The organism is Ruegeria sp. F12, assembly GCF_056533885.1.
The window spans coordinates 271,896-296,575 of record NZ_JBQFOV010000004.1 but is presented as its reverse complement, the minus strand read 5'-3'; the positions used below and the strand labels follow the sequence as shown (position 1 = coordinate 296,575).

Annotated in this window: 22 protein-coding genes and 1 tRNA gene; 9 read left to right on the top strand and 14 right to left on the bottom strand. The window is 59.8% G+C overall.

The annotated features are described in order from the left end of the window. Positions 1-73: 73 nt before the first annotated feature. Both ACR0CA_RS08025 and ACR0CA_RS08020 read left to right on the top strand, forming a co-directional pair. Positions 74-1,168: a site-specific integrase gene (locus ACR0CA_RS08025; RefSeq protein WP_170670437.1), complete on the top strand. Its 1,095-nt coding sequence runs from the start codon at positions 74-76 to the stop codon at positions 1,166-1,168. An 82-nt stretch (positions 1,169-1,250) separates the two neighbouring features. Further along, positions 1,251-1,314 (top strand) — tRNA-Ser (locus ACR0CA_RS08020). Between the two features lie 151 nt (positions 1,315-1,465). Here ACR0CA_RS08020 and ACR0CA_RS08015 read toward each other — a convergent pair. The 9 genes from ACR0CA_RS08015 to bioB all read right to left on the bottom strand — a co-directional run bounded on the left by ACR0CA_RS08015 (position 1,466) and on the right by bioB (position 10,082). Next, entirely contained in the window at positions 1,466-2,308 is an 843-nt protein-coding gene (locus ACR0CA_RS08015; RefSeq protein WP_480898189.1) for a hypothetical protein, read from the bottom strand. Positions 2,309-2,350: 42 nt separating this feature from the next. Next, the gene (locus ACR0CA_RS08010) at positions 2,351-4,234 is read right to left on the bottom strand and encodes a DEAD/DEAH box helicase (protein ID WP_480898187.1); all 1,884 of its coding nucleotides are present in this window, start codon (positions 4,232-4,234) and stop codon (positions 2,351-2,353) included. A gap of 222 nt (positions 4,235-4,456) precedes the next feature. Continuing rightward, entirely contained in the window at positions 4,457-4,585 is a 129-nt protein-coding gene (locus tag ACR0CA_RS08005) for a hypothetical protein (protein WP_480898185.1), read from the bottom strand. Positions 4,586-4,705: 120 nt separating this feature from the next. Next, entirely contained in the window at positions 4,706-5,464 is a 759-nt protein-coding gene (locus ACR0CA_RS08000) for a methyltransferase domain-containing protein (RefSeq protein ID WP_480898183.1), read from the bottom strand. After that, positions 5,461-6,075, bottom strand: coding sequence for a pimeloyl-ACP methyl esterase BioG family protein (locus ACR0CA_RS07995; protein ID WP_480898181.1), 615 nt, complete (start codon positions 6,073-6,075; stop codon positions 5,461-5,463). The genes ACR0CA_RS08000 and ACR0CA_RS07995 overlap by 4 nt, the downstream gene beginning before the upstream one ends. Continuing rightward, on the bottom strand, positions 6,072-7,358 hold the full coding sequence (bioA, locus tag ACR0CA_RS07990; protein ID WP_480898180.1) for an adenosylmethionine--8-amino-7-oxononanoate transaminase: 1,287 nt from the start codon (positions 7,356-7,358) through the stop codon (positions 6,072-6,074). The genes ACR0CA_RS07995 and bioA overlap by 4 nt, the downstream gene beginning before the upstream one ends. Next, a complete protein-coding gene (bioD, locus tag ACR0CA_RS07985) occupies positions 7,355-7,975 on the bottom strand; it encodes a dethiobiotin synthase (protein ID WP_480898179.1) in 621 nt (206 codons plus the stop codon). Before bioD ends, bioA begins: the two co-directional genes overlap by 4 nt. Next, positions 7,972-9,105 (bottom strand): 8-amino-7-oxononanoate synthase, encoded by a 1,134-nt coding sequence (locus tag ACR0CA_RS07980; protein WP_480898177.1) that lies wholly within the window; start codon positions 9,103-9,105, stop codon positions 7,972-7,974. Before ACR0CA_RS07980 ends, bioD begins: the two co-directional genes overlap by 4 nt. Continuing rightward, positions 9,102-10,082: a biotin synthase BioB gene (bioB, locus tag ACR0CA_RS07975; protein WP_480898174.1), complete on the bottom strand. Its 981-nt coding sequence runs from the start codon at positions 10,080-10,082 to the stop codon at positions 9,102-9,104. Before bioB ends, ACR0CA_RS07980 begins: the two co-directional genes overlap by 4 nt. A gap of 313 nt (positions 10,083-10,395) precedes the next feature. Between bioB and ACR0CA_RS07970 the strand changes: the two genes are divergently transcribed. From ACR0CA_RS07970 to ACR0CA_RS07955, 4 genes are all read left to right on the top strand, one after another. Then, entirely contained in the window at positions 10,396-10,992 is a 597-nt protein-coding gene (locus ACR0CA_RS07970) for a cytochrome P460 family protein (RefSeq protein WP_480877032.1), read from the top strand. Between the two features lie 95 nt (positions 10,993-11,087). Beyond that, complete coding sequence (locus ACR0CA_RS07965; RefSeq protein WP_480898171.1) at positions 11,088-11,501, top strand: pentapeptide repeat-containing protein; 414 nt, start codon at positions 11,088-11,090, stop codon at positions 11,499-11,501. A gap of 10 nt (positions 11,502-11,511) precedes the next feature. Beyond that, positions 11,512-11,928, top strand: coding sequence for an MBL fold metallo-hydrolase (locus ACR0CA_RS07960; protein WP_480898168.1), 417 nt, complete (start codon positions 11,512-11,514; stop codon positions 11,926-11,928). A gap of 138 nt (positions 11,929-12,066) precedes the next feature. Beyond that, on the top strand, positions 12,067-13,572 hold the full coding sequence (locus tag ACR0CA_RS07955; protein ID WP_480898166.1) for an FAD-binding oxidoreductase: 1,506 nt from the start codon (positions 12,067-12,069) through the stop codon (positions 13,570-13,572). Between the two features lie 46 nt (positions 13,573-13,618). On the opposite strand, the gene ACR0CA_RS07950 is transcribed toward ACR0CA_RS07955, so the two are convergent. Genes ACR0CA_RS07950 through ACR0CA_RS07940 form a run of 3 tightly spaced genes read right to left on the bottom strand, consistent with a single transcriptional unit; the run spans position 13,619 to position 16,377 of the window. Beyond that, entirely contained in the window at positions 13,619-14,581 is a 963-nt protein-coding gene (locus ACR0CA_RS07950) for a TAXI family TRAP transporter solute-binding subunit (RefSeq protein WP_480898163.1), read from the bottom strand. A 38-nt stretch (positions 14,582-14,619) separates the two neighbouring features. After that, positions 14,620-15,642 carry a D-cysteine desulfhydrase family protein gene (locus tag ACR0CA_RS07945; RefSeq protein WP_480898161.1) on the bottom strand — a complete coding sequence of 341 codons (1,023 nt, stop codon included), beginning with the start codon at positions 15,640-15,642 and terminating at the stop codon, positions 14,620-14,622. A 6-nt stretch (positions 15,643-15,648) separates the two neighbouring features. Beyond that, complete coding sequence (locus ACR0CA_RS07940) at positions 15,649-16,377, bottom strand: TSUP family transporter (RefSeq protein ID WP_170773190.1); 729 nt, start codon at positions 16,375-16,377, stop codon at positions 15,649-15,651. 91 nt (positions 16,378-16,468) lie between these two features. Between ACR0CA_RS07940 and ACR0CA_RS07935 the strand changes: the two genes are divergently transcribed. Beyond that, positions 16,469-17,383, top strand: a complete 915-nt coding sequence (locus ACR0CA_RS07935; RefSeq protein ID WP_480898159.1) for a LysR family transcriptional regulator — start codon at positions 16,469-16,471, stop codon at positions 17,381-17,383. Here the strand turns inward: ACR0CA_RS07935 and ACR0CA_RS07930 are convergent. Continuing rightward, positions 17,380-19,548, bottom strand: coding sequence for a CARDB domain-containing protein (locus ACR0CA_RS07930; protein WP_480898157.1), 2,169 nt, complete (start codon positions 19,546-19,548; stop codon positions 17,380-17,382). The genes ACR0CA_RS07935 and ACR0CA_RS07930 overlap by 4 nt on opposite strands. Positions 19,549-19,824: 276 nt before the next feature. Here ACR0CA_RS07930 and ACR0CA_RS07925 point away from each other — a divergent pair, with 276 nt between their 5' ends. Both ACR0CA_RS07925 and ACR0CA_RS07920 read left to right on the top strand, forming a co-directional pair. Continuing rightward, positions 19,825-22,548 carry a response regulator gene (locus ACR0CA_RS07925; RefSeq protein ID WP_480898156.1) on the top strand — a complete coding sequence of 908 codons (2,724 nt, stop codon included), beginning with the start codon at positions 19,825-19,827 and terminating at the stop codon, positions 22,546-22,548. Positions 22,549-22,551: 3 nt separating this feature from the next. Next, positions 22,552-24,165: an adenylate/guanylate cyclase domain-containing protein gene (locus ACR0CA_RS07920; protein ID WP_480898153.1), complete on the top strand. Its 1,614-nt coding sequence runs from the start codon at positions 22,552-22,554 to the stop codon at positions 24,163-24,165. A gap of 9 nt (positions 24,166-24,174) precedes the next feature. Here the strand turns inward: ACR0CA_RS07920 and ACR0CA_RS07915 are convergent, their stop codons facing one another. Beyond that, complete coding sequence (locus ACR0CA_RS07915) at positions 24,175-24,543, bottom strand: response regulator (RefSeq protein WP_480898152.1); 369 nt, start codon at positions 24,541-24,543, stop codon at positions 24,175-24,177. Between the last annotated feature and the right edge of the window lie 137 nt (positions 24,544-24,680).

Below are 24,680 nucleotides of genomic sequence, written 5' to 3'. Positions count from 1 at the left end.
CCCCTGGGCGTAGAAATCCGAAAATCCCTTCCGGCGCGTGGGAGCGGTACGTCGACAATTTCACGGTGAAAACATGCCCAGAAAGCCATCCCCGCCGCGCCTCGAGCGCGACCGCAAGCGTCCGTCCGAGGGCAACTGGTACATCTACTGGACCGAGGGGGGACGCAGCCGCGAGCACTCGACTGGCACTGGGGATCGCGACCAGGCTGAACTCTACTTCGCAGAGTGGAAGCTAAGGCGCTTTAGGCCAGATCGAGCAGTCGAGCCTTACGAATTCTATGTGGCCGACGCAATTTCGCACTACCTGGCAAAACGGCTTGATGACGTCTCCGATCCGGAGCGCTTGGCCAATGCGGCCAAGCCGATCATCCGATTTTTCGACGGCTACGCCGTTGGTGACATCAATGATGCGCTCATCAAGGAGTATTGCCAGAAGCGACGAAAGGGCCGGGGTGAAAAGGGGCTCAAGGACGGCACGCTCAGACGAGAACTCAGCCTGTTGTCGACCGCTATCAGGCGCGCCGAAGAAGATCAGCTGATCACGCGCAGGATAGCCGTTCGACTTCCACCGAAGCCCGAAGGTCGAATCCGGTTCCTGACGTGCGATGAAGCGATAAAACTTATAAAAGCCTCGCGAAGCTTCGATACCCCTTTGGAAGATGGTGTGCCGACGGAGTCAAAAACCGAACACCTGACCCTGTTTCTCCGTATCGGTTTACTGACGGGCCAGCGGAAGGAAGCGATCCTGTCCTTGCGTTGGTCCGATATCGATTTCAACAGCAACATCATCTACTGGAATCCGGTCGGGCGTCGACGGACCAAGAAGGAGCGCCCGAGCTCAAGGTTGCCCGCGCGCCTGAAGAAACACTTGTTGCGCAGGCGGAAGCGATTTCCGGAAGACGAATTCGTTGTCACCCATCGCGGCAAGTCCCTGCAGAATATCAAGCGTGCGTTTCGATCCGCCGTTGTAGCGGCTGGCCTCGAAGGTCAGGGAGACCGGAAAGTCGTGCCGCACACTCTGAGGCACACTTGCGCAACCTGGCTCATGCAGAAGGGTGCGCCAAAGTGGGACGCCTGCGGCTTTCTGGGGATGACCCTCGAGACGCTCGAAAAGAACTACGGGCACCACCACCCAGACCATCAGCGCGGGGCGGCGGATGCCATCTGACATCCGGATCATTTCCGGAAATAGACCATCACAAACGTTAACAAAGGAGCAGTCAAATGACAACGCATCATAATAAATACAGGGGGTTAGGCTCCGGCCTGATCCTTCGGAAGGCAGGGGTCGGAGGTTCGAATCCTCTCACTCCGACCAATAAAACAAGGCGCCCAAGGGCGCCTTTGTCGTTTGTAAGACTGCAATCCGAGGTCCATTGAACCTGAGCATTATTCGAACTCTAAAGCATTGGCAGCTCTGCCAGGGTTCTAAGGCCATAGATGTTCAACTCTAATGCAGCAAGCTTCAAACAGGCACAAAAACCGCGTAGTTCTCATCGATAACGTAGTCGACGCGTCTTTGATGTCCGGTTAAGTGAGTTTCTAGCAATTCCACTGGGGGAGAAATACACGGCTTGGGAAAGTCTTCCTCCCTCAAGGTCTCGCCTTTGATTTCCGCTTCCTTCTTCGCTTTCTCAAGCATTTTGTCAGCGTATTCATAACTCTGTTGAAGCAGTTGATCTGGATCACCGCGCTGAAAGTCATTTTGCTCAACTAGGAGGTTATTCTGTGTATACGGTCGCGACTTGTTTCGCGCTTCGATCACGCGAAGAGGGATCAGTCCACCTGAGTCAGACGAGTTTCCTCGGGATGTCGGCCTACCACATGCATATGGTCCCTGTAGGCAACCATAAGCGTACATTGCAACTGCAACGTCACAGTCATCATGATCTAAAATCCAAGTTACAACATCGATGTAACCTTTGATGTCAGGATTTAGAGACCTAATCAATCCGATCCATAACCATTGGTCTCTCTGCCCCTCCAGGAAAGGTATCATATCCGCCAATTCGACAAACACAGCATGATCGGGAGTTTCCCATCGGGCTTCGTAGAGTTCTGCTGCGGTAAATGGTCTAAATTTTAACGGGTTATACTTCATAACAAAAACTCGTGTCCAAGTAACACACAGAGCAGCCTTATCTGACTGTTCCAATACGATTGCTAATTCGTCATTGATAAATTTCCCAGACCCGCTCTCAATTGTTTTTTGCAAGCTGCCTAGAGCTTCAGCTAATTGTCCATCCCTATCGCCGCGCACAGGGAGAGTACGGCGCAGCAGACTGCGGCTGCCTCGGAACCGAGGCACGACCTCTGCAAAGGTGCTCCGCAGCGCGACTAACGCCCCAATTTACGTCCGGCGTTTCGGAACCGCATTGCCGCCCTTGGCCGCCGCAGCCCGCGCGCGGTTCTTCTTGCTGCTTGGCTTGCCCTTGGGCGGCGGAGGACCTTTGGGGCGGCGATCCGGTGTCTTGCCCGACCAGGCATCCCCGGCCTTGCTGCGCTTGGGTTTGGGGTCGGCTTTTCCCTTGTCCGCAGGTTTCGGTGTGTCCTTCTTCCGCGTCTTTGCCGGTTGCGGTTCGACCAGACGCTCCGGACGCTCAGTTTTTCCCCGTTTCTTGTCCTTCATCCCACGTTTGGGGCCCGGTTTTGCGGGTCGCGACAGGTCTGGGGCCGAGTCCAGTCGAACGATCTCTTTCGCTCCTTCGACCTTCATCTCGGGCCCAATGGCTTCGATAAAACCGGGCACGCTGCTTTCGCGGATTTCGATATAGGTCACATCGTCGGCAATGCGGATCGCGCCTATATCGGATTTCGTGATGTTCCCGGCCTTGCAGATCATAGGCAGAACATAGCGCGGCGAGGCGTGCTGATTGCGCCCCTCAGACAGGGAAAACCAAACGCTGGGACCAAATGGAGCGCTGGGTTTGGCTGCTGCGCTAACCTCGCTCAGTTCTTCGGGCGCGGAGTGTTGGCGCGTGTACTGGCGCACGTACGCTGCGGCCAGTTGTTCTGCCGAGAACCGCGCGACCAGTTGCTCGACCGAGGCGCGCTCGGTCTCGGGAACCTCGGACTGCCAGTCCTCGGACGCAAACATTCGTTGCAAGTCCTGCGCGTTGACCTCTTCGGCCGACGGCGCGCCCCCCCATTCAGCCGTGAGTTTGGCGAATTTCAAAAGGCGCTGTGCCTTTTTGAACGCCGCCGGTGGCACGATCAGCGCACTGACCCCTTTGCGGCCCGCCCGCCCGGTACGGCCCGAGCGGTGCAGCAGGGTTTCATGACTGTTGGGCAGTTCGGCGTGAACGACCAGATCCAGGTTCGGCAGGTCGATCCCACGCGCCGCGACATCGGTGGCCACACAGACACGGGCACGGCCATCGCGCATCGCCTGCAGCGCGTTGGAGCGTTCGCTTTGCGTCAACTCCCCCGACAAAGCGACAACCGGGAACCCCCGGTTGGACAAGCGTGCCGTCAAACGGCTGACCATGGCGCGTGTGTTGCAAAAGACGATGGCGTTCGGGGCTTCGTAATAGCGCAACACGTTGATGATCGCGTTCTCGCCATCGCGCGGCGCCACATTCAGTGCACGGTATTCGATATCCGCGTGCTGCGTGCGTTCGCTGACCGTGCTGACCCGTTCAGCATCCTGTTGATAGCGCGCCGCAAGGCTGACAATCGCGCGCGGCACCGTGGCCGAAAACAGCAGCGTCTGACGCGTCTCGGGCGTTTGTTCCAAAATGAACTCCAGATCCTCGCGGAAGCCCAGATCCAGCATCTCGTCAGCTTCGTCCAGCACCACCGCCCGCACATCAGTCAGATCGATCGAACCGCGCATGATATGATCGCGCAACCGGCCCGGCGTTGCGACAACGATATGCGCGCCTCGGGCCAAGGCGCGGCGTTCGTCGCGCATATCCATTCCGCCCACGCAAGAGGCAAGAAACGCCCCCGCTTCAGCATAAAGCCACGCCAGCTCGCGCTTTACCTGCATCGCCAGCTCGCGCGTAGGCGCAATCACCAGCGCCAAAGGTGCTGCGGCCGCGTCAAAGACATCGCCCTCACCCAAAAGCGTCGGCGCGATGGCCAGCCCAAACCCGATGGTCTTACCCGAACCCGTTTGCGCGGAAACCAACAGGTCGCGCCCCTGCAATTCGGGCGCGGTCACGGCCTGCTGTACCGGGGTCAGCGTTTCATATCCTTTGCGCGTGAGCGCATCCTGCAATGTCTGTTTCATAGATCGGCTCGCTCTGGTGATGCTGTCACCCTCAGAGCGTCCAACACACGGATCATCGTCGAAGCGCCGCTCATAGCGAGAGACGACGGGGATGTATAGAGCGGAAATGAGGCACGCATACCTGCCGCGCGCAGGAAGCAAACCGACCAGAATGCCCTATCCCGTCTTGGGCAGACGGTCAGGAAAAGCTGGGCCGAAACCACCTGGCCCAGCCATTAGGCATCAGCTGCCACGATTGCGGAAGCTCTCTTCGAAGTCCTGAGTTTGATTTTCAGCGCTGCCGCCACTTGGGCCGCTGTCGCAGGCGGCGATGAGTAGCAAGCTGGCGGAGATGAGGACGGCTCTGATCATTTGGGGACCTTTGTGTTCGGAAGATTCAGGTGGAAACACGCGCGCCTGTCCTGCCTAGCACGGAGGCGCGTAACCAACGGGTCAATCCTGTGTGACAGTGCTGTGATCCCGGTCGATTGCTCAGATCGGCTTGCGGGCGATGATCCAGATCGGGTGATAGGTCAGCGGCACAGTGTCGCCGCAGCCATGGCGCGCGACATACGCGTCCGAGAACCGCCGCAAATCCGAGCGTGTCCAAACCCCGCGGGCACGGCCGTTCACCCCGGTGCTGCGCAAATGGCGCAACAGGTCGTGGGGTGAGGCAAACCGAATGGTCCGAATATCCTCGTCTGCCACCATCACTTCCAACTCATCGCAAATGGCCGCGCTCAGATCCTCGGGGCAACACAGGCCCGGCGCTTCGGCGGATGACCCGATCTGCGTCAACTCGTGAAACTGCCGTGGCCCAAAGCCCGAAACTGCCAGCCAACCACCGGGTGCCAGCGCACGCGACATGCGTCGCATCAGGGCCGCCGGATCGTGCAACCACTGGATCATCGACGCCGAGCAGATCAGATCGGGCCGCTGCGGCCAAGCAATCCGTTCCGCATCGCCACATACAAACCGCGCCTTTGCAGCGGTCGCGGTTGCTGCGGCCTCGGGCGCAAGGTCATTGAGCGTCAGAGCCTGAAACCGGAACCTGGCCTGTAACTCATGGGTCAGATGTCCGGTACCGCAGCCCAACTCCAGCCCATGGTCAAACTGCGCAGGCGCGTCGTGGGCGTGCAACGCGTCGGCCAAGTCTGCGGCGATCTGCGCTTGCAGACCCGCCGCCGCATGATAGCTGCCAAAACTGCGGCTAAAACTGCGTTGAACTCGGTCGGTGATCACAGCGTTCATGCCAGCCACTCCGCCCAGCTTTGACCAGTGCGAAACGGTACGTGTGGCCCGTCAATGCGTCGAATGGCCGAGCTCTGCCACGCTACTTCTTGCGCTTTGGTGGGAATGATCCGGTCTTTCTGCGGAATCCACACTCGGTCAAACCGACGCGCCAGAGCGGGGCCGCGCTGAAGGATCGAACGCAGTTCCGTTTGCGCCGCGTTGATGTCGATCTGCGGGGCTGGCCCTTCGAACCCGGCGCGGCGGCAGAACTTGGCAAAGCTGGCCACGCTCAGATTGTCGGCAGTGGCGTTGATCATGTCCGGCGCGATGCCTTTTTCCACATCCGCAGGAAACAAGGTGCCGCTGACCGCAACCAGACGATCCGGGTTGACCCCCGCCCCCTCTAACCAGTGCACAGCCGAGGCGACACCGAAGGAAAACGCCAGCACATCGAGCCGATCATAATCGGCCAGTTCGGGCAGTTCAGCATCAAGCTGGGTATAGTCGTCGACAAACAGGACGTCCCCGCCGCGCTCCAGCCCGGCAAACGGGTCAGGCCCCAGCGCCCAACCACCGAACACCAGTGTCAGGTTTTCAACACCAGAGCGGGACAGCCAAACCGCCTTCATGCCTCGCCCCGCGCCAGATTAACCATCGCCGCCGTCACCCGGCTCAACTCATCCCCCGAGATCACGAAAGGCGGCATACAGTAGATATTGCGCGCAAAGGGGCGCAGCCAGACACCGGTCTTTGGCGCTTGTGCATGCGCGATCCGAGGGTCAACCACGCTCTCCATCTCGATCACGCCAATTGCCCCCAGAACCCGCACATCGGCTACGCCCGGTATGTCGCACGCGGGCGCAAGCTCATGCTCCATCTGCTTGGCAATTGCGCTGACCTCATGATGCCAGTCACGCTGTTTCAGTTGGTCGAGGCTGGCGATGGCCGCCGCGCACGCCAGCGGGTTGGCCATATAGGTCGGCCCGTGCATCAACACGCTGGCCTCGCTTTCACCAATCCCGCGCGCAACGGCTTCGGTCGCAATTGTAGCGGCCAGAGTGATATGACCGCCGGTCAGCGCCTTGCCCACGCACAGGATATCCGACACCACATCCGCATGCTGCATGGCAAAAAGCTGACCCGTCCGCCCAAACCCGGTGGCGATCTCGTCAAAGATCAGCAACACCCCATGGGCCGAACACAGCTCGCGCGCGCCTTTCAGCCAGGACGGGTGATAGAAATACATCCCGCCCGCACCCTGTACCACCGGCTCAAGGATCAACGCGGCGATCCGGTCGCCCTGACGGTCCAGCAACTCTTCCAGAGCGGCAAGCCCATTCAACGCCGGATCCTCCGGCCAGTCCTGTCCCAACGCCACAGAGGGCCGGGGCAGGAAATGCTGGATCGACATCGCCCCCCGGAACAGCCCATGCATTCCATTGACGGGGTCGCAGACGCTCATCGCTTTCCATGTATCGCCGTGATAACCGCCCCGGATCGTGGCAAATTCAGTCCGGCCCGAATGACCCTTGGCCATCTGGTATTGCACCGCCATCTTCAACGCGACCTCGATCGCGACCGAGCCGCTGTCGCTGTAGAAAATCCGGTCCAGCCCATCGGGCAGCATGTCGATCAGCCGCTTGCCCAGCTCAATCGCAGGCGCATGCGTCAAGCCGCCGAACATGACATGGGGCAAGTGATCCAACTGCGTCTGCATCGCTGCGATGATGGCCGGGTGACGATGGCCGTGCACCGCACACCACCAAGATGACATGGCGTCGATCATCTTACCGCCGTCCTCGCGCGTCAGCCAGACGCCCTCAGCCGAAGAGATCAGGTGCATAGGCCCCGGATCCAGCACGTTGGTATAAGGATGCCACAGATGGCGCGCGTCAAAATCCAATGGGGTCACAGCGCACCCCGTATCGTGGTCAGGTCCATCCCCGCCATCGCATCAGCCACAGAGGCACGCGTCACGGTGTTAAGAACCGGCAGCCGTCCCAGATGGCGCGTCTCGCACATCTCGACAATAGTTTGTTCGACATCCGGCTCGGCGTCTCCGATGAATGCCACGCCGACCACGTCGACACCCTCGCCGCGCAAGGCGCGCAAGGACAGCGCGGTGTGGTTGATTGTGCCCAAAGCCGTGCGCGCCGCCAGAACGACCGGCGCCTGCCAACGGGCAAACAGGTCCAGAAAGAAATGCTGCCGGGTCAGAGGCACCATCACGCCACCCGCCCCTTCCACAACCAACGGGCCGGGAACCTGAGGCAAAGTCAGTCGCTCAAGGTCGATCTCAACCCCCATATCCTCGGCCGACAGATGCGGCGAGGCGGGCAGGTTCAGCCGATACGCCTCGGGCAAGACCGGCGCGCCAGACAGGGCCTGCACGGTTTCGGTATCCGTCGCCTCTTCCAACCCGGACTGGACCGGCTTCCAATAGCTGGCCCCAAGGGCAGCGGCCAGCCCGGCGGACAGGACGGTCTTGCCCACACCGGTATCGGTGCCGGTGACGACCAGAGTGCTCATGCGGCCTCCTTCCGGTAGCGCGACAGTGTTTCGAACAAGGCGCTGATCTCGGATTTGGTGACATTCCCGGTGATCGAGATTCGCAACCGCGACGTGCCCTTCGGCACGGTCGGCGGGCGGATGCCGCGGATATCAAAACCTTGTTCCTGCAAGCGCGCCGCCATTGCCATGGTGCTGGCGTCATCACCCAGAATGACGGGGATAATCTGACTGGTCAGAGCTTGCGGCGCGATCCCAGCACTATGCGCCACCGAATGGGCATGCGCGATCCGGTCCTGCGCCTGCTGCGTCCAAATCGGGTCGTTGCTCAGCAGCTCAAGCGCGGCCCGCACGAGGCCTGCATTAAAGGGCGACGGGGCGGTGGCAAAAATGAACGGGCGCGCGCGATTTATCAAAGTGTCGATCATCACACGCGGACCGCAGATCAATCCGCCCGCAACACCCAGACCCTTGCCGCAGGTGTGCAAGGTCAGCACATCCGCGTCCAGCCCATGCGCCAGCCCCCGGCCCTGTGGACCAAAGACGCCCGTTGCGTGGGCCTCATCCACCACCAGCACCGCATCGTGGTCCCGCGCCAGCGTTGCGAAATCGACCAACGGGGCCAGATCGCCTTCCATCGAATAGACACTTTCGACCGCAACCCAAACTTGACCCGAACCACCGTCGGTGCGCCATTGCGTCAGAACCCGACGCGCATCGGCCACGTCATTATGAGCAAAGCCCCGTGTGTCGGCACGCCCGGTGCGCATCCCTTCGAACGCGCTGGCATGGATCAAAGCGTCATGCAGGATCAGATCCCCCGCGGCGGGGAGGCTGGAAAAGATGGCCTGATTGGCCTGAAACCCGCCACCCATGAAAAGCGCGGCCTCGGCCCCGAAAAAACTTGCGGCGAACTGTTCCAAAGCCTCGTGCTCGGGGTGGTTGCCGCGCAACAGGCGCGACCCGCCCGACCCCAACGGCACCCCGCGCGACAACGCTTGCTGCGCGGCCTCGGCCAATTCGGGCGACTGCGCCAGCCCCAGATAGTCGTTCGACGCGAAATCCAACCCCCGGCGCGGTGACAACACCCGCCGACGATGCCGGTTGTCCAGCACCTCAAGCATCGAGGACAAGCGCGCCGCAACCGTCATTCGGCCGCGTCAGCCCGGCTGTCCTGCGCCGCGACCTCGGCCTGAAGCCCCAGCTTGGCAAAAAGAACCGCGTCGGTGTCTTCCTCAGGGTTTTCGGCGGTCAGCAGCGTTTCGCCCACAAAGATCGAGTTCGCACCGGCAAAGAAACACATCGCCTGCAGCTCATCGCTCATGTCGCTGCGCCCGGCAGACAGGCGGACATAGGATTGCGGCATCATGATCCGCGCAACAGCGATCACCCGCACAAAGTCAATCGGATCAATCGGCTTGGCATCGGCCAGCGGTGTATCCTGCTGCGGCATAAGCATGTTGATCGGAACCGAATCCGGCACAGGCGCCATGTTGGCCAGCGTCACCAGCATATCCATGCGGTCCTGAACGCCCTCGCCCATGCCCAGAATGCCACCCGAACACACCTTGATCCCCGCCTCTTGCACCCGGTTCATCGTGTCGATCCGGTCGGCAAAGGTCCGGGTGGTGATCACTTCGGAATAATAACGCTCGGACGTGTCGATATTGTGGTTGTAGTAATCCAGCCCCGCATCACGCAGTTGCACCACCTGCGTGTCACTCAGCATGCCAAGCGTCATGCAGGATTCCATCCCCATGTCGCGCACGCCTTCGACCATGGCAACCAGCGCAGCCATGTCGCGGTCTTTGGGCTCGCGCCACGCGGCCCCCATGCAGAACCGGGTCGCGCCGCCCTCTTTCGCCTTACGGGCCTCGGACAGAACCCGCTCGACCTCGATCAGTTTCGAGGCCGACAGCTTGGACCCATTGCGCGCCGATTGCGAGCAATAGGCGCAGTCCTCGGCGCAGCCTCCGGTCTTGATCGACAGCAGTTTCGAGGTCTGGACCTTATTGGGATCGAAATTGGCGCGATGCACTGTCTGGGCGCGAAACAGAAGATCCATCAGCGGCAGATCATACAGCGCCTGAGCCGCGTCACGTGTCCACGAGTTTGGTTGGGTCTGCATTTTATCTATAATCTTTCGTGTAACCCGAGATTGCGGTCATTTTTTATCGATAACTTTTGTGGTTGCAATATTTTTCACTCAAACCAAGTCAGGGCAAATGGACGCGGGCATCGTAAAAATGCGAGCGCCCAATATGCGCACGGGCAGTCAAATCACCGCTGTTTTTGCTGATAAGCTCGTGAGGCTGAACGATCTGCATATTTTTCCGAATGATACGCAATTTGACGCCGGGCCGGCTTGGATAGGCTGGTGTCACATAAACCCGCCCCAAATTTCCGGGCGACGTAAATTTCCAAGCAAGAGGACATCAGCCATGAGAGTATTGAAAATCCTAACATTGGGCGCAGCGATGGGTGTTGCAGCGCTTGGGATCAGTCAGTTCAGCACATCGGTCAACGCGCAAGTGTCCGACGACTGGCAGCCTCAATGGACCGAGGATGGTCAACTGGTTCTACCGACAGGCTACAGGGAATGGGTGTTCCTGGGCTCACCCCTGACGCCGAACGCACTAAACGGCGGGCAGGCCGGGTTCCCGGAATACCACAATGTTTACATGCATCCGACGGCCTATGCTCAGTACAAGGAAACCGGGGAATTTCCCGAAGGCACTATCTTGTTGAAAGAGCTGCAACTGACCCAACCCGGCGAGGAAGCGGACGGATCGCGGCTTGAGGTGTCGGGACAGGGTTATTTCCCGGCCGGGTTCAACGGCATCGACATCGCGGTCAAGGATTCCTCGCGCTTTGCGGAAAGTAACAACTGGGGCTATTTCAACTTTGGCCACCATGCCCCACCCTATGCCGAAACCGCCGCCTCCGCCCCAATCGAGGCCTGCGCCTCGTGCCATATCGACAATGCGGACGAGGATATGGTTTTCACCCGCTTTTACGCGATCCTCAGCGCGAACTAAGCGGATCGACCTCTGAACGCCATCGCGTCAGGTCGGCGCGGTGGCCAATAGGTGGCCAAAACATTCGCACCCCAAAAACCTCTCTGGACTTTCACGTGTCACATAAGCTCATTCTCGTCGCCTGTTTTGCCGCCTGCCCCGCTCTGGCGCAGATGGGCGCTGTCGTCGATCACTGCGATGCCGAACCAGCGCCGCGAGTGGATTGGCACGGCTGTGATTTTGCGCATCAGGATTTCTCGGGCTTGGATCTCAGCCACGCCAACCTCAGCGGCGCAAAACTGACTGCAGCCAAGCTGCGCGGGACCAACCTGTCCCATGCCGATCTGACCGGCACCATCCTGATTGGCGCGGATTTGCAACAAGTCAATTTCGCGGGCGCGGACCTGCGCGGGGCCTTCATGACCAAAGCCCAATTGGGGGGCAACAATTTCGAAGGCACCAGATTTGACGGGGCCTATTACGACGACGCGCGACAATGCGCCGTTGGGTCCGTTGGCAGTTGCAAGTAAACAGACCGCCATGATCTCGCGCCGCCAATGGATGCGGGTTGCGGGCTGTGCCATGCTGTCGGCACTTGCCCGTCCGGCGCAGGCCGATGCGCCGCAACTCGACCGTCACCCGGCCCCAGAGGTCGGCTTTTTCGCCAATGCCTGTCTGATCGAAGGCCTTCAGAGCTGTGTGTTGGTCGACGCAAATCTGAACGTGAGCGAGGCGCAGGATCTGGCGCGTCTGGTCCGCGAAACCGGCAAACCTTTGACCCATATCGTGATCACGCACCCGCATCCCGACCACTATCTGGGCCTGCAATTTCTGGGGCCACAGTTTCCACAAGCAATTGTCGCAAGCGCAGCACAGTCTTTGACATTCATTGAAACCGCGGCCTTGGACTGGCCCAACAGGGGATGGCCAAATCCGAGCGGATTGCTGGCATGTTGACCCGCTACCCCGATCACGTCTTCCCTTTGGCTCTGCATAACAGCATCCTTGCCAACTAATCCTGACGCTATGGCAAAAGGCAAACGCGCAGGGACCGATAATGGTTTACTTGCGGGGCGGATGTGACAAAGGTCCGACATGACACCATCAGCCCCAACAGATTCGCACGACCAGGCCACAACTCATTCGTATCTGTCTGCGCTTAGGGCGACGCTGGGCGAAGCCGCCGTCCTGACCGGTTCAGATATTTCCGAGACCTACACCCGAGACTGGACCCGAGACCGGCACGGACAATGCCTGGCCGTTGTCAAACCCACCACTTCAGCCGAGGTGTCGCAGGTCTGTGCCCTCAGCCACGCCACAGGCATCGGTATCATCCCCCAAGGGGGGCATACCGGTCTGGTCGGAGGCGCGCAGCGCAATCGGGGCGATTGCATTCTGATTTCCACCCAACGCATGACCGCAATCGAAGAGATCGACGCCGACGGCATGACATGCACGGTGCAGGCGGGCGCCGTCCTTGAAACAGTGCAAACGACCCTAGGCGAGCAGGGTTTCCAGTTCGGTGTTGCCATCGGCTCTCAGGGCAGCGCTCAGATCGGGGGGCTCATATCCACGAATGCGGGCGGAGTGAATGTCCTGCGCCACGGCATGATGGGTGCTCAGGTTCTGGGGTTGGAAATGGTGCTGCCCCATGGGCAGATCCTGTCGTCGATCACAGGATTGCACAAAGACAACCGGGGGCCGGACCCGTTGCGGCTTGCTATCGGCGCCGAAGGGGTATTTGGCGTGGTCACCCGTGCCTGCCTGCGCATTCTTCCCCGCCAGACACATAGCGCCACCGCATATGCCGGCTGCGCCTCGATGCAGGGCGCGCTGGATCTGCTGCGGCATATTCGCAGCAACGGGCACGAGGTCCTGTCGGCCTTTGAAGTGATGTCCCAAAGCTGTATGCCATTGGCCCAATCCGTTGACCCCTCGATGATCCTGCCGGTCGATGCGCCCGTCCATGTGCTGATCGCGTTTTCATCCGCGATGGACCTACCGCTGCAAGACCATCTGGAGACACTTCTGGCCTCAGCATTTGAGCAAGGGGTGGTGCAGGACGCCGTCATCGCGCAATCGCGATCTCAGGCCGCCCGGTTCTGGTCCATCCGCGAAGGGCTGGTCGAAGGACAGATCAAGCGCGGCTACCACGTGCGCAGCGATGTGTCGGTTCGCTTGGGGCATGTGCCCCAAGCCGCGGTCGCGCTCGAAACCATGCTGGCTGAGGAGTTTCCGGGCTGGATACCGCAGACCTACGGCCATTTGGGCGACGGCAACCTTCACTTTAATGCCCTACCCCCGGAGTCCAAGTCCGAGGAAGAGGCGCGCGCCGTCGGAAAGACCATCGAAGCGCGCATATTTGACATTGTCACAGAGCTCGGCGGCTCATTTTCAGCAGAGCACGGCATTGGCCGCACCAAGGCCGGGTGGTTCCGAAAAACTCTTCCTGCACGTCATGACCTGTTGGCTCAGTTGAAATTCACGCTCGACCCTAAAGGCATCATGAACCCTGGATGCCTTCTCGCCGAAAACCCGACGCATCCGCCCGACCGGGAAGATCCTAAAACAACCGGCACAGGCAGTCCTGCAACAAGGTGAGGCCCTCCTGGGCCTCACCTGAGATAAGCACGCGATTGCGCTTTCGTTATTCCAACAGACCCTGCTCGCGGTAATATTTGAGCGCTCCGGGATGAATGGGCGCGGACAGGCCCGCTGAAACCATTTCTTCTTTGGTCAGATTTGCGAATGCCGGGTGGAACGTACGGAAGTCGTCGAAATTCTCAAAGATCGATGACACCAGCGCATAGACCGCCTCGTCCGAGACCTTGGCCGAGGTCACAAGCGTCGCGCCGACCCCGAACGTGTCCACATCCCCGTCGGTGCCGCGATACATGCCTCCGGGAATGGTCGCTGCCCGGTAATAGGCGTTGTTGTCGATCAACCCGGTCACGGCGTCACCGGTCGCCGGAACCAGTTTGGCATCGCAGGTCGTCGCGGCTTCGGTCAGGTTGCCGGACGGGTGGCCCGCAGTGATGATGAACGCGTCAATCTGGTTGTCGCAAAGGGCGCTGGACTGTTCCGCCGATTTCAGCTCGGCCGCCAGTGCAAACGTATCCTTTGTCCACCCTTTGGCGTCCATCAGCACCTCCATCGTGCCGCGCTGGCCCGATCCCGGATTGCCGATATTAACCCGCTTGCCTGCCAGATCATCGAAATGCTCAATCCCGGAATCGGCGCGAACCATCACGTTGAACGGCTCGGCATGGACCGAGAATACCGCGCGCAACTCTTCGAATGGACCGGCCTCTTCAAATTTTGAGGTGCCGTTCAGCGCGTGGAACTGCCAGTCGGACTGGGCCACGCCAAATTCCAGTTCGCCCTCGCGGATCGTATTGATGTTATAGACCGAGCCACCGGTGGATTCGACCGTGCAACGCACCCCGGTTTCCTTGCGATTCTTGTTCATCAGACGGCAGATTGAGCCACCGGTCGGATAGTACACACCGGTCACGCCGCCAGTTCCAATGGTCACGAATTCTTCGGCCTCAGCGGCCACGGTGCCAAGCGCAAGCGTCAGGGTCGACGCCAAAATCAGTTTCTTATTCATAATTTCCTCCCTTTGAGATTGTCTTGAGTGTCGTTTGGTCAGGTTGGTTCAAGCTGGTCCTGATAGCCGAACAGCGCGGGCAAACCGCCCGTGTGCAGCATCACGACCTTCTGGCCCTTGCGGATCGCGCCGCTGTCCAGAAGCCCCAAAAGCCCTGCAAAGGTCTTGGCGGTGTAGACCGGGTCCAGAAATATGCCTTCGGTCCGGGCCATAAGCTCCAGTGCCGTGCGGGTCCGGTCCCCAATTTGACCATAGCCGGGGGCAAGCGCACCGTCCCAGACGTGGATGTCTTCCTTCACCAAAGCCGGGTCAAAACCCATCAACGCTGCCAGCTTGCCAAGAACTTTCTCCATCCGGGTCTTCTGCTGGGTTTGGTCGCGGCGGACGCAGATGCCGTAGACTTGCGCGCCATGACCTGACAGGCGCAGCCCGGTCAGGAACCCTCCATGGGTCGCGCCACTGCCGGAAGGCACCACCGCCACATCAAATTCCGCCATCTGATCGGCCAGTTCCGCGCCGCCCTGCACATAGCCCAAGGCCCCCAGCGGTGGGTGATCGACGCCAAGATGAATGACATAAGGTGTTCGCCCTTCGGCCCTCAGGCGCGCGGCGCGATCGTGCAACGCATTGTCCGCTCCGACCTCGTCCTCGCCCACCGGAAAGTGCATATGCTCGGCCCCCAGAATCTGCGCCAGCAGAACATTGCCCGAGCGGTAATAGGCCGGCCCCATCCCCGGTACGCGTTCTTCCAGTTGCAGCACCGACGTCATACCCAACCGCGCCGCAGCGGCGGCGGCAGTGCGCACAAAATTGGACTGCACCGCGCCCGTGATCAAAACCGTGTCAGCCTTCTGATGCAGGGCTTCGCCAAAGTAGAATTCAAGCTGCCGGGTCTTGTTGCCGCCAAAACTCAACCCGGTCAGGTCGTCGCGCTTTAACCACAGGTCGATGCCCAACCGGTCCGACATCCGGTTCAGCCGCTCGACCGGAGTGACTTCAGTCATCAACCGGACGCGGGGAAATTCGGTCAGTTTTCGGTCAATCTGCATGTGCATGGTCATCCTGTGTCATCCCATCATCCAGGCCCGTCGAATGAGGGCCACGCAGGCCAGAACCGAGATCACCCGGATCGCCTGCCCAATTACGCGTTGCGGTAACTTCGGGCCAATCAAACGACCCAAAACGCTGCCCAATACCGTCGCGGCGGCAAAAGGCACCAACCACGGCGCACCAGCAAAGGCCGTCCAATCCAGCGCCAAATGCAGCGCAAAGGCGCTGCCATAGGCAACCAGAGCGACGGGTTGCACCAGTTTGCGGGCAGCTTGCGGCGACCGGCCCACCGCCAGCAGACCAAGCACCATCAACGGCCCCGGCGTGGCCGCCCAGACAGTTGCCAGGCCGGACAGACCCGAAATGGTGCGGAATCCTGATGGTCCGATGTTCTGCCCGAATGGGATCAACGAAGTTGCAACCCCAATCAGCAGCAGCGCGGCGGTCAAAAACAGAACCGCGCGTTCGGACAAAAGCGGATAGATCAGCAGCCCCAGCGCGATCCCAGCCAGGCAGGCCAGAACCGCGTCCCGCACAAGCCCCCGGTCGCGCCGCCAGACCTGCGGGTCGGTGGCCACAAGCGACACAAGCGTGTTCAGCATTAACAGCACCGGCACCGCCGTCGCCGTGCCCAGCAACACCATCATCACCGGGGCCACCACGATGCTGAAACCGATCCCGACCCCAACCTGAAGCCCGGCCCCTAAAACGATGGCAATCAGCAAGATCAGCAAATCAGCCGACACGGGGCAAGGTCCTTTCTGCGGTTCGCAGCGATGACCCTATCGCTCATCTACTATGATGAAAAATCATCTTATTGTATTTATTGATGCTCAAATGTTATCAATTTGCATGCGCATTACCGCCCGCCAGATTGAGCTGTTTCAGATGGCCTACCGCCACAGGTCCACCCGAAAAGCCGCCGACGCCCTACACATCTCGCAACCTGCAATCAGCCGCGTTGTGGCCGAGCTCGAGGTTGAGATGGGCGTGGCCCTGTTTGACCGCGCCGGACGAAAATTCGAACCCACCGCCGCGGCGCATAGTTTGCAGCAGGCGGTTCAGAAACACTATCAAGGGCTGGATCGCATCCGCGACACCGCCACCCAGATCGCCCTTGGGACCGGAGGGCATTTGCGCGTGGCAACAGTTCCGGCCGTGGCCGATACGCGGGTGGCCATTGCAGCCGGACGGATGATGGCCGAGTTTCCGGCCTTGCGCGTGGATGTGGTCGTTCTGAATGAAAGGGCTGGTCTTGCGGCCCTACGAGAAGGACGGGTGGATTGTGCGGTCGTCTCCTCGGACCCCGGAGACCCCAACCTCGCCTGCACCCGCCTGACCGATCTGGACCCGGTCGCAATCGTGCCGCGCACCGATGCGCTGGCCGACAGAACCGAGGTTTCGGCGGCTGAACTGGCGACAAGACCGCTGATCACGCTGACCCCGCACAGCCCATTTCGACGCGCGGTCGAGATGATGTTCGACCGCGCCGGCACATCGTTTCAGGTCCGGGCCGAGGCCGAGACACAGACCGCTCTGGTCCATATGGTGGCGCAAGGGGCCGGGTGCGCCATTGTCGATGCAAATATCCTGCGCAGCTCGGATACCGCGGCCGTTGCGACGTTGCGCCTAACATCGCCCCTAAGCTGGCCGACCCGAATTGCGACCTTGTCCGCGTCACAAGACATCCCCGGCCTGCGCCGGTTCACCGCAGCGGTTCTGGACACCCAAGCACCCGGATCGTCACCCTAGATTCCGATCATAGCGGGCTCGTCTTCGACGACGATAAAGTGGTTCGCATCCAGATCGGCAACATCGACCCCCTCCAGCAACAGGCTGGAATCATCGGCATATTGCAAAAGCGCACCCTCGCTGGTCTGGATTAAATCGACCATGGGGTCGTAGGTGTCCTGATACCCCACATTGATCACTACGGCGTCAAAGTTGAAGTCGAAATCATCCACCACATCATGACCAAATCCGCTGACCCCGTCCGCTGAGGCATTACGCGCAACACCAACCATATCGTTACCTTCACCGGTACTGATCGTGTCATTGCCCATATAGCCAGCAATCAAATCGTCCCCGGCGCCGCCCTCAAGGATATCATCCCCGGCGCTTCCAAAGATCAGATCGTTGCCAGCGCCAGCTTTGACCGTGGCCGCCGCGCCAGCGGACAGATCAATATGGTCGTCCTGCGCGGTCAATATGAGGGTTTCAAAATTGATGTATTGCGCCTCGGTCGCGCCCTGTTCGACCAGATACTGAGGGTCCTCGGGATCGAAAACGAAATCATAAGCCAATTGCACGCCTTGTGCCCTGCCCGAGAAGTCCAGCGTATCGACCCCGTCGCCACCATCTACCGTGTCCAGCCCGCTCCCGGCAAACGCGATATCGTCGCCGCCCAGCAGATCAACACTATCCCCGCCCGCAGTGCCGACCCAAACGTCATTTCCTTCGGTGCCCACGGCGGACCCTCCGATCAGGGTGACGTCTGCGGTGCCACTATTGTTAGACGAGTCCACCTCATTCTGGGCATCCGCCACCAGAATGACCTGATAGTCCCCGGCGGAAAGACCCGCATCCAAACTGGCCGATCCCGTGAGAGTCGCCGAACCTCCAGCCGTCAGAGTGGCCGAACCGCTCCAGATCACAATATCGTCGCCTGACACAGTACCGTCCGTCGACAGATAGGCCGTGAAGCCCGTATTGATTGCCGGGTCAGAGCCCAAGTTCGAGACGTCAAAGCTGAAATCAAGCTGCCCGCCTGTCGGGCCAGACAAATATCCCTCGGGTCCCAGATCCAGATCCGAGGACGCGGCGATGCTGAGCATTCCCACCGACAGGTCCACTACGGGCGCGGGCGGAGGGGTCAGGGTGACGGTATGCACAATGGTGTTGTTGTCAGGCTGCGTATCGGTCGATCCGTCATCCCATTCGACGACGCTTATCAGGTGATAGGTGCCCGGCGCGAAGCCTTCGGGCAGCCAATGCGTTCCAGTCACATTTGTCGTCATCTCGGGATCGGTGCCGCCAGTGATCACTGAAATACGCTGATCATCTTCGGAAATCGTTGCATCGGTCGAGATATAGGTGGCGACCGTATACCCCGACACATCCATGTTCGAGGCGTCCTGAATGACATAGTCGATCTCGATCCGCGCGCCGCCGTCCAAATCAAGGTCCGATCCGTCGCCAACCGAGGCCGAAAGCAGTTGCAAATCGGTGCTGGGAGCCTCGACTGTGATCTGAACCCACTCTGTCAGGTTGTCGGTCTCATCCTCTTCGGTCAGGGCGTCGCCACTGTCCACGCGTACCGCAACCCAATAGGTGCCGGGCTGCAACGCGCCGGGATCAAGCGTGAAGGAAACCGAGTCGCTGCTGCCGGTCGCCAAAGCACCCAATTGTACCGCGTCAATTGTGTCGATGATCGCCCCTTCGTCCGGAGCGGTGGCAATCACAAGGTCAACACTGGACGCAGTAGCGTCGATCACACCGTCGGAAGCGATCGAAACGCTCACATCCGTCACCTCACCCGGCGACAGCACGGTGTCCTCGACTTGCACCGCCTGCGCGCTCAGATTGGCAAAACGAGGCAATATCACATCAGAGGCTGTTTGGGTCATATCCGCAAACTCGAACAGCTCGACATCAGACAGGGTGTCTGTCCCCTCGGGTCCCGAGATCTGTATGCGCCCGTCATCCAGCAGCGTGACCTCATAAGCATCGCGCCCATAGGCATAGACCGCCGTGTCGGTCCCGCTGCCACCCAGGATCGTATCATCGCCACCGCCGCCTGTCAGACGGTCGTTACCACCTTTGCCGTCCAGCACCTCATCCGCGCTGGTTCCGGTCAGAGTGTTGTCGCGCTTGTTCCCCGAAATGACATTGCTGCCACCCTTGTTTGGCTTAGGCATCGAAAATCTCCTGCACAAATCACTTTGAGATTTTAGGTGCCAAGGAATTGCGTCAACAATTTGACGTTGTGTGATATGTAGATATGATTAATCTTAGATTGTATTTTGACATGCTAATGTCTGTGCTTTTTGCGCCTTCCCCGGCCCAAACAGTTTCTCTCATTCTCGGAAAACGCCTTGTTTTGTGCATGCATTTCCTTTGAACTGCTGAATAGACAGGCGACCAATATGACGGCTTCCCGGTTTTCTGGTCTCGCCACGTGGGAGAGCACATAAATGACCCGATCCGAGATCTTGCAGGTTTTGGCAGATTTAACGGCCCGGATGCAGGACGCCGACGATCTGACCACACGTCTGCAAGCCGCCGGGTTCAGCGAAGATGAGATCGCGCTGACCCAACAGCTCACCACCCAATGCGCGGGTATTAGCCCCAGCTCCGAAAATGGCGCGGCAGAACAGACGCTGGCCCGTCTGGTGGATGCGATCAACACCATCCCCGAGGGGTTCGCCCTTTACGATGCGGATGACAGGTTGGTGCTGGCCAATCAAACATACCGCCAGATGCTGTATCCGGGACATGAAGATGTAATCAAACCGGGAATGAAGTTTGAGCAGGTCGTCCGCAAAGCCCTTTCGCTGGGCGTGATACAGGACGCAGCCGGTCGTGAAGAGGAATGGCTGACCAAGCGGCTCAAGCGCCACTTCAACCCTGAAGGCACCCAGATGCAAAGCCGCGCCTCGGGCGGGTGGATCAAGATCAGCGAGCGCAAGACAAGCGACAACGGGATTGTCGCTATCTACAGCGATGTCTCGGACCTGAAGAAGGTCGAGGCCCGTAACGCCGAACTGGCGCAGATCCCCGAGGAAAACCCCAACCCGGTCATGTGCATTAGCAATGACGGGGTGCTGATCTATGCCAACCGCTCTAGCGACCCGCTGCTGGACGCGCTGGACCTTAAAGTCGGCCAGCGGGTCGGCCCCGACTGGCTAAAGCGGGTCGAGACAGGCCTGCGCCAGAACGAACGACAGGATTTCGAATGTCAGGCGGGCGGGATGGTCTATGCCCTGCTGCTCTGGCCCCTGCCCGATGCCAAACATGTCAACCTCTACGGCCGCGATGTCACCCAGTTGAAACAGGCCGAGAACAGGATGCGTGAACTGTCCCGCATCCCCGAGGAAAACCCCAACCCCGTTATGCGCATCAGCGCCGACGGCAAACTGATCTACGCCAACCGCGCCAGTGCGGCGCTGATCTCGGCGCTTCAGCTCAAGGTGGGCGACCGGGTCGGCACCGGATGGCGCAGGCGCGTTGCCAAGGGCTTGCAAGAAGATCAACGCCAGGATTTCGAGTACGAGGCCGGCGGCTTGATTTACGCCCTGCTTCTGTGGCCCGTGCCCGATGGTGGCTATGCCAATATCTACGGGCGCGACATCACCACTCAGAAACAGGTGGAAAGCGAATTGCGCGTAGCCCGCGACATCGCTGAGACGGCAAACAAGACCAAAAGCACCTTCCTAGCCAATATGAGCCACGAGCTGCGCACGCCCCTGAACGCGATCATCGGCTACAGCGAGTTGATGCTGGAAGACGCCATTGACCAGAATGATGAGGCCAACCTCAGCGATCTGACCAAGATCCAATCCGCCGGGAAGCACCTGTTGGCCCTGATCAACGACGTTCTGGACCTGTCCAAGATCGAAGCGGGCAAGATGGAGTTCAATCTGGAATCCTTTGACATCTGCCAGATGGTCATGGATGTGAGCACGACGGTGCAACCTTTGGCCGAGAAAAACGCCAATGCGCTGGAAATCTCGTGTCCCGAGGATATCGGCGAGATGGTATGCGATCTGACCAAGGTCCGGCAGGCCCTGCTGAACCTTCTGTCCAATGCCTGCAAATTTACCGAAGACGCAAAGATCGCTCTGACTGTGCAGCGCACGGATGATCCCGATCTGATCGAATTTGCCGTCACCGATCAGGGCATCGGCATGACACCCGAGCAAGTCGAGAAGGTTTTCGAGGCTTTCACCCAAGCTGATTCCTCGACCACCCGGAATTACGGCGGCACCGGGCTGGGGCTGTCGATCACCAAGGTGTTCTGCGAACAATTGGGCGGCGATATCGGCTGCACCAGCACACTAGGCGAAGGCTCGACTTTCACTATCCGCCTGCCGGGTGTCTGCCGCGATCCCGCAGCCAATCTGCTGCACGGGCCGGGCTATACCGGGGGCGATCCGAACAGTGATCCGACTGCGCCGCTGATATTGCTGGTCGACGATGATCCTACCGTGCATGATCTGCTTGGGCGGCGTCTGCGCCGCGAAGGATACCGGGTGCTAGCCTCGACCAGGGGTGAGGATGCGCTGGAATTGGCGCGCAAGACCCGGCCTGACGCGATCACGCTGGACGTGTTCATGCCCGAAATCGACGGTTGGGCGGTGCTGTCCAAACTCAAGGACGATCCCGAACTGGCCGAAATTCCGGTGATCATGCTGACCTTCGCTGATGACCGGTCCCGCGGGTTGTCGCTGGGCGCAAGCGAGTATCTGGGCAAGCCGATTGACACGGTCGAATTGCTGAACGCCCTGAAACAGCATTGCTCCGCCCAACCCTCCACCCGCGTACTGGTGGTCGAGGACGAAGCCGCCACGCGCGAGATGATCTGTCGTGTTCTGGCCAAAGAGGGCTGGCAGATTGATCAGGCCATAAACGGGCTGGACGCGCTGAACCAGATGTCGAAATCCACCCCGGATGTGATCCTGCTGGACCTGATGATGCCCGAGATGGACGGGTTCGAATTTCTGGCCGGAATGCGCAAGAATCCCGATTGGGGTGAAATCCCCGTCATCGTGGTGACTGCGAAAACCCTGTCGAACGAGGACCGCGCGCGGCTGAATGGCTCGGTCCAGACGCTGATCAGCAAGGACGGGGACGAGGTTGAAACCATCTTGTCCCAGTTGAACGCCATCCTGCCAAACGCGCGAACCGGGAACCGTTAGATCATGCGCCCCGAGCCCGACAATGAAACCCAGCGCGCCAAGGCGGCGTGGCTGGCCAATCTGCGCCAGAGCCTGATCTCACCGGTCAGCGCCATCGTGGGATTCAACGAGCTGCTTCAATCCGAGGTCGACCGGCAGGCGCTGTCGGACGTGGCCTCGGATCTCGACCGGATATCGAAGGCCACCGCCGATCTGAACACACAGGTGGATCAGCTTTTGCACCCCGAAACGGCGATGAAACTGACCGTAGGCGGCGATGAAAGCGTGCAGCGTTTGCGTCACGACCTGCGCACGCCCATGAACGCAATCAAAGGCTACAGTGAAATGCTGCTCGAGGATCTGGACGATCTGGATGCAAGCCACCTTCAGGGTGACCTGGTAGGCCTTTTGGACCATACCGACGCTCTTTTGCAGCAAATCGACCATCTTGCCGCCCTGTCCGATGATCCGGCAGGCAATTCGGCGGACATCCCCAACGCGCCGCAGGACACTGCCGCGATGTTCGCCAACTTGGCCGACAGCATGCGCTCGATCGACCCGATTGCCGAGACCGAGCTTTTAACTGGCAACATCCTTGTGGTTGATGACGTCGAGGCCAACCGGGCGCTGCTGGCCCGACGGCTTCAGCGCGATGGTCATCAGGTCTGGACCGCCGATGGCGGTTATTCGGCGCTGCAAATGGTGTCCATGCAACCCTTCGATCTGGTCCTGTTGGACCTGATGATGCCTGACATCAACGGGTTTGACGTGCTGGCCCGATTGAAAGAGGATGACGCTCTGCACGACATCCCGGTCATCATGATCTCGGCGCTGGACGAAATAGAAAGCGTCGCCCGCTGTATCGAAGCCGGGGCCGAGGACTATCTGCCCAAACCCTTCAACCCTGTTCTGCTGCAAGCGCGTATCAACGCCGCGCTGGAGAAGAAACGCTGGCGCGTACGCGAACGTCACTATCTGGATCAGATGGAGGCGGAAAAGCAGAAATACAAAGACCTTCTGCACAGCATCCTACCCCAGAAAATCGTGACGCGCCTGAACCAAGGCGAAGCGACCATCGCCGACCGACACAGCGATGTCACTGTCCTGTTTTCCGACATCGTGGGCTTTACCGAGATGTCGGCCAAGCTGCCCCCGGCCCATGTGGTGTCTTACCTGAACCGCATCTTCTCGGGCTTTGACCGGACCGCGACGGAACTGGGCGTCGAGAAGATCAAGACTATCGGAGATGCCTATATGGTCGCCGCCGGTGTCCCGGATCACCGCGATGACCACGCCGAGGTGATTGTCGAGATGGCCCACAGGATGCTGGCGCAAGTCGAGGCGCTGAATCGCGAGGTCGATCATCCAATGCATATCAGGATCGGCATCCACAGCGGGCCGGTGGTTGCGGGCATTATCGGCTCGCACCGGTTTCTCTATGACATCTGGGGCGACACGGTGAATGTTGCCAGCCGTCTGGAATCAACCGGTGCACCCGGTCAGGTGCAGGTGTCTGAAGACACCGCGTGGCGGATCGCACACAGGTTTCAAGTCTCGGACCCGATCGAGACCCGCATCAAGGGCAAGGGTCAGGTCAGAACGCACTTCGTCACGGGGCGCAAACCGCCAGCGAAATAGCCGGACTTGTCAGGAGGCATGCACCAGCTTGTCCATTTTTTCCAGCAGTCGGCTTAGCTCGACCGGTTTGGTGTCGAAATCATCGCACCCGGCCTCCAGCGCCTTTTCCCGGTCGCTGGCCATAGCATGCGCCGTCAACGCAACAACCGGAATCGCCGCCGTCTCGGGCGTGGCCTTGATGCGGCGCGTCGCTTCCCAGCCGTCGATCTCGGGCAAGCTCATATCCATCAGGATGATGTCAGGGTTTTCCGAACCCGCCATCGACACACCCTCTAACCCGTCTTTTGCAACCACGACCTCATAGCCCTTGCGCTGCAAACGGCGCGACAGCATATCGCGGTTCATCTCGTTGTCTTCCACCAAAAGAACTTTAGTCAAAATTTCCCCCCGCGCAGCCGCGCTTTTTGACTGTGAATAATGCCGGCCAGCCACAAAGCCCCCGTTCACTCGCCTCCCCCGCGGCTGAACTACCCTAACCTCGCCGGTGACTGCATTGTCTCATCAATTTATTTTCG

What these genes read in the sequence shown, in the direction of transcription:
- ACR0CA_RS08025 (WP_170670437.1), top strand. Translation starts at nt 74, where the DNA reads ATGCCCAGAAAGCCATCCCCGCCGCGCCTCGAGCGCGACCGCAAGCGT.
- ACR0CA_RS08010 (WP_480898187.1), bottom strand. Translation starts at nt 4,234, where the DNA reads ATGAAACAGACATTGCAGGATGCGCTCACGCGCAAAGGATATGAAACG.
- ACR0CA_RS08005 (WP_480898185.1), bottom strand. Translation starts at nt 4,585, where the DNA reads ATGATCAGAGCCGTCCTCATCTCCGCCAGCTTGCTACTCATCGCCGCC.
- ACR0CA_RS08000 (WP_480898183.1), bottom strand. Translation starts at nt 5,464, where the DNA reads ATGAACGCTGTGATCACCGACCGAGTTCAACGCAGTTTTAGCCGCAGT.
- ACR0CA_RS07995 (WP_480898181.1), bottom strand. Translation starts at nt 6,075, where the DNA reads ATGAAGGCGGTTTGGCTGTCCCGCTCTGGTGTTGAAAACCTGACACTG.
- bioD (WP_480898179.1), bottom strand. Translation starts at nt 7,975, where the DNA reads ATGAGCACTCTGGTCGTCACCGGCACCGATACCGGTGTGGGCAAGACC.
- ACR0CA_RS07980 (WP_480898177.1), bottom strand. Translation starts at nt 9,105, where the DNA reads ATGACGGTTGCGGCGCGCTTGTCCTCGATGCTTGAGGTGCTGGACAAC.
- bioB (WP_480898174.1), bottom strand. Translation starts at nt 10,082, where the DNA reads ATGCAGACCCAACCAAACTCGTGGACACGTGACGCGGCTCAGGCGCTG.
- ACR0CA_RS07970 (WP_480877032.1), top strand. Translation starts at nt 10,396, where the DNA reads ATGAGAGTATTGAAAATCCTAACATTGGGCGCAGCGATGGGTGTTGCA.
- ACR0CA_RS07960 (WP_480898168.1), top strand. Translation starts at nt 11,512, where the DNA reads ATGATCTCGCGCCGCCAATGGATGCGGGTTGCGGGCTGTGCCATGCTG.
- ACR0CA_RS07955 (WP_480898166.1), top strand. Translation starts at nt 12,067, where the DNA reads ATGACACCATCAGCCCCAACAGATTCGCACGACCAGGCCACAACTCAT.
- ACR0CA_RS07950 (WP_480898163.1), bottom strand. Translation starts at nt 14,581, where the DNA reads ATGAATAAGAAACTGATTTTGGCGTCGACCCTGACGCTTGCGCTTGGC.
- ACR0CA_RS07945 (WP_480898161.1), bottom strand. Translation starts at nt 15,642, where the DNA reads ATGACCATGCACATGCAGATTGACCGAAAACTGACCGAATTTCCCCGC.
- ACR0CA_RS07935 (WP_480898159.1), top strand. Translation starts at nt 16,469, where the DNA reads ATGTTATCAATTTGCATGCGCATTACCGCCCGCCAGATTGAGCTGTTT.
- ACR0CA_RS07930 (WP_480898157.1), bottom strand. Translation starts at nt 19,548, where the DNA reads ATGCCTAAGCCAAACAAGGGTGGCAGCAATGTCATTTCGGGGAACAAG.
- ACR0CA_RS07925 (WP_480898156.1), top strand. Translation starts at nt 19,825, where the DNA reads ATGACCCGATCCGAGATCTTGCAGGTTTTGGCAGATTTAACGGCCCGG.
- ACR0CA_RS07920 (WP_480898153.1), top strand. Translation starts at nt 22,552, where the DNA reads ATGCGCCCCGAGCCCGACAATGAAACCCAGCGCGCCAAGGCGGCGTGG.